This window comes from Mesorhizobium sp. LjNodule214 (assembly GCF_964252735.1).
In the GTDB taxonomy this organism is placed as follows: Bacteria; Pseudomonadota; Alphaproteobacteria; order Rhizobiales; family Rhizobiaceae; genus Mesorhizobium.
In genome coordinates this window covers 1-3,601 of record NZ_CAXUPE020000012.1, presented here as the reverse complement: position 1 = coordinate 3,601, position 3,601 = coordinate 1, and the positions used below count along the sequence as shown (strand labels likewise).

The following is a 3,601-nucleotide window of genomic DNA, read 5'->3' as shown; positions in this document are numbered from 1 at the left end:
GCGCCAGGCATCGAAGTCCTCCAGTTTACCCGATATCCGAACCGAGCCGGTCAAAAAAGAGCCGCGCTTTCGCTCTTGGTAAGTCATTAGGGGAGACTCATTTGCGCATTTCGGGCCTGCAAAGCATTAGCTAGGCCTAAGTAATCTCGGGCCTAAGTAACATTAGCCGCTTGTGAGCCGAACTCAGCTATTCCAGAGCCGACGCCCCGAACGGCAACATCGACCGCGGCTCCGATGCCAGTCGTGATCGCACGGGTGGTCAAAAGGGCGGGTCGGCGGTTTGAGAACCTATTAGAGGTGGCAGCTCACCCTTGATTACAGCATCAGAAGCTGGCCGTGGCCGACTATAGGCTTTCCATATTGCGCGAGCCTCAATGCGTCCCACAGCATAGCCTGGTTTGCAGTTATCACTGGCTTGCCGAGGCGGGCCTCCAGGCGATCGATTATGCTAGAAGTCCGAAGGAGGGTACACGGGATGAAAAGAGCCTCAGCCTCTGAGGAATTGAACGAGCAAGAGGCCTCGAAGATACTTTCCGGGGAGAGTCCGGCGATGTCGGAATCGCTTTTGCAGTGGAATGAAGCAGACGCGCAGACTGAAATACCCGACCTGCTGAGGGCCTCAGTGACAACAGCGCCTACCTGGTCGATATAAGGTGTGAGCATTGCGATGCGTTTTACGCCGAGCCTGTCGAAGGCGCGCAAAGCTCCTGTCATCGGGGAGGTTAAGGAAGCCCCCGGTCGGGTTCTCTGTAGCTCATCTTCCAGCCTTTTCTGCGAAATAATGGCTGATCCCGATGTGCAGGCGTAGGCGAATACTTTGACCACGCCTGGCGGGTCGAATAGGTCCCCAGCGTTAGCGATCTCATCAACATGGCGGTAGAGGTTTTCGACCGTACTGGGCTCGTGATGCTTCATCCGAGCGGCCGCGAAGCCGATGCTGTCATCATGCATCATTCTGCGCAATTCAAGCTCTGTAATGACGTCGTTGGACGGGGTTATCAATCCGATGACGGTCTCACTCGTCACAGCAGGATATGAAGGCTCCACGTGAGTGGTGTAGAACGCAGTCTGACTAGGCATCTGATCAAAGTTCCCCGTGCGTACGATCCGGTTCCGGATCCAACTCATACTTTCCGATACGTCATCACTGGTTTACAGGGCGGCACCAAAAAACTTTCGCAGAGCGGCTGCGGCTGAACAGCTGTGCTAGAGGCAGTTGCCCGCCCCTAGCATGCAACAAGTTTTCAGCGATGAGTGCAGACCCATTCTGTTGTTGTATCGCCTGGCAACGCCTTCTCGTCGTAACCATCCTCTGCCGCGGCCTTCATCATCTCGGGCGTTCCAAGATAGCGTTTCAGTTCGGCGTTGAATTTTGTCACGAAATCCTTATCTGAGTTCCTGAAACCAATACCGATCCAAGCGGACGACTCCTCAGGCATCAAGGCGGGATCGGTGGCCTCTACCTTTCCTCCAGACTTTTTCGCGATATCCTGGACGACTGTATAAGACGTCACTCCAGCCGCCGCCCGACCAGCGATAACCGCCGCAAGAATTTCGGTGCCCCCTGGAACCTCCATAATTTGCGATGCGGGCAGGCCCTGCTTCTTAGCGATCTCGATGCCGGCATAGCCTGCCCCAGTCACCATTGTCGCACTCTTCGTCACTAAATCTTTATAAGTAGTGATCTGTTCCGGATTTCCGGATTTCACCATAAAAACGTCTGTTTCTTTTGAAACAGGCTCTGAGAATGTTATGTTATCGCATCTCTTCTTATTTATATACATGCCGCCTGAAATTAGATCTAGCCGGCCGGCCTCCAGCCCCGGGATCAGCCCGCCCCAATCGGTCACCACAGGCTCGATATTGGTGTAACCCATTGAGCGAAGGACCCCTTCGGCGATAGCGTTTACGTACCCCTGAGGCTTGTTGCCCTCACCAGGATATGCCTGTGGCGGCTCAGATGCAAAGCCGAGACGAATTGTCTTGCCGCTTGCTACGCGATCAGCGAGCTCACCCGTGTAAGCGGGCGCCGTTAGACCCACGACGAGCCCAATGCTCAGAAAAACCTTGATCATACGTTTCATTTTGTTCCCCTTTCTTCTTCTGTTGAGCGCGCGCCTCTCGGCGGCGACGGGCGTCTTCCTAACACTTCGAGCAAGAAACGCTTGCATCAGGTATGATAGGGCATTTTGAGTGCTCCTTTTGGCGAAAAACGCAAAGCTTGGGCGTTGCAGCTGCAAAAAGTTCCTCTCAAGCGCAGAGATCCTGCGCCCGCAAGCACCCATCGACAGGAAAGACTTAATACGGCTGAGTGGATCGCTGGAACGTTGCGGAAGCCGCAAAGGGCATCTTCGCAAGGCGAGAAGACCTGAGCTCAGGCGGCATTTTCGTGTCCCCGATGCCTTTAGCCGCGCAGGAGAACAATCTCTGGATCTTGATCCTGAAGGCGGTGGTCCAGGAGGTACGCATACGACGAAGGCCGCATGATTGGCACGCGCGTGTGCGCGCGGCGGGCTCTATGATGACGTTGCGTGAGGTCAGGCGGCCTGCTGATCGGCGGGCTTTTCGGCTTCGCGCAGGCGCTTCCATTCCCAGGGCAGTAGTTCGTGCAGACGCGAGGCGGGAAGATCGGCAATGCGGACCAGGACATCGGCGAGCCAGGCTTTCGGGTCGACGTCGTTGAGGCGTGCCGTGGTGATGAGGGTAAGCATAACGGCGGCGCGGTCGGCGCCGTGTTGGGAACCGGCGAAGGTCCAGTTGCGCCTTCCCAGAGCAATACCGCGCAGCGCTCTTTCGGCCGCGTTGTTGCTGAGGCAGATTCTGCCGTCGTCGATGAAGCGGGCGAAGTCGGCCCAGCGCCTGAGCATGTAGTTGATTGGCTTCAGGACTTCGGAAGAGCGCGAGAGGGTATCGCGCTCGCGAAGGCGATCGGTGGGGTTTCGCACAGCGGGTTGGATCTGCCCAATCGCCCTTCCTGGGCTTGTTTCATCCAGATGAACAAGTGGTTCGCGTTCATGTCGTGACGTCGCGCCACAAACGACACCGGATCACCGGACTCCTGCACCTCACGCACGATCGCCAGCTTCTGCTCGACCGTCCAGGAGCGGCGCGTCCGCTGTCGGCCCGCACCCGGATCCGGCGGCAGCGGCACAGCCGCAGGCGTGCTCGCTTCCACCGTCGACGGCTGCTCCATAGCCAGATACTTCATTCGCCAAGCGTCCACTTAAATCTAAGCGGACACTAATGCCTCAAGGTAGGCGTCAGTAGGCGGCCTTCGTCGCATGCGTAATCCAGGAGCAATGCTCTTGTAGGCCTCCTGTTGGCCTGGCCGATGCCTCTGCGGCCGTCGATGCATCTGCGCGCCGGTCAACACCGCTCGACGCATCGGTGTCTCACGGAAAGATTTGGGCGGCTGACGTTACGGTATCGTGGCTACCTGCCGGCACAGGACCCATCGCGGGATGATGTCGGACCCCACCCCGGCCGCAATCAACGTATTGAGGGTAGCCCACAGCAGGATCTCCCACGTAAAGTCCCAGCGCTCGAATGTCATGCCCTTCCAAGCCTCCGGGCAACCAAGCGTTCCGCCCAGCGCATCGTT

Annotated in this window: 4 protein-coding genes and 1 pseudogene; all 5 read right to left on the bottom strand. The window is 57.4% G+C overall.

Going from position 1 to position 3,601, the window contains the following annotated elements; translation table 11 throughout:
- Nucleotides 1-315: 315 nt before the first annotated feature.
- Nucleotides 316-1,080 carry a maleate cis-trans isomerase family protein gene (locus ACSQ3Z_RS37210; protein WP_436176024.1) on the bottom strand — a complete coding sequence of 255 codons (765 nt, stop codon included), beginning with the start codon at nt 1,078-1,080 and terminating at the stop codon, nt 316-318.
- 164 nt (nt 1,081-1,244) lie between these two features.
- Nucleotides 1,245-2,084: a transporter substrate-binding domain-containing protein gene (locus ACSQ3Z_RS37205; RefSeq protein ID WP_436176023.1), complete on the bottom strand. Its 840-nt coding sequence runs from the start codon at nt 2,082-2,084 to the stop codon at nt 1,245-1,247.
- 453 nt (nt 2,085-2,537) lie between these two features.
- A pseudogene (locus tag ACSQ3Z_RS37200) lies at nt 2,538-2,921 on the bottom strand (IS66 family transposase); the annotation flags it as partial.
- Nucleotides 2,882-3,193 carry a transposase gene (locus tag ACSQ3Z_RS37195; RefSeq protein WP_436176025.1) on the bottom strand — a complete coding sequence of 104 codons (312 nt, stop codon included), beginning with the start codon at nt 3,191-3,193 and terminating at the stop codon, nt 2,882-2,884. The pseudogene ACSQ3Z_RS37200 and the gene ACSQ3Z_RS37195, both read right to left, overlap by 40 nt.
- A gap of 225 nt (nt 3,194-3,418) precedes the next feature.
- Nucleotides 3,419-3,601 (bottom strand): hypothetical protein (locus ACSQ3Z_RS37190; protein WP_436176022.1); only part of this gene is annotated, 183 nt, incomplete at its 5' end.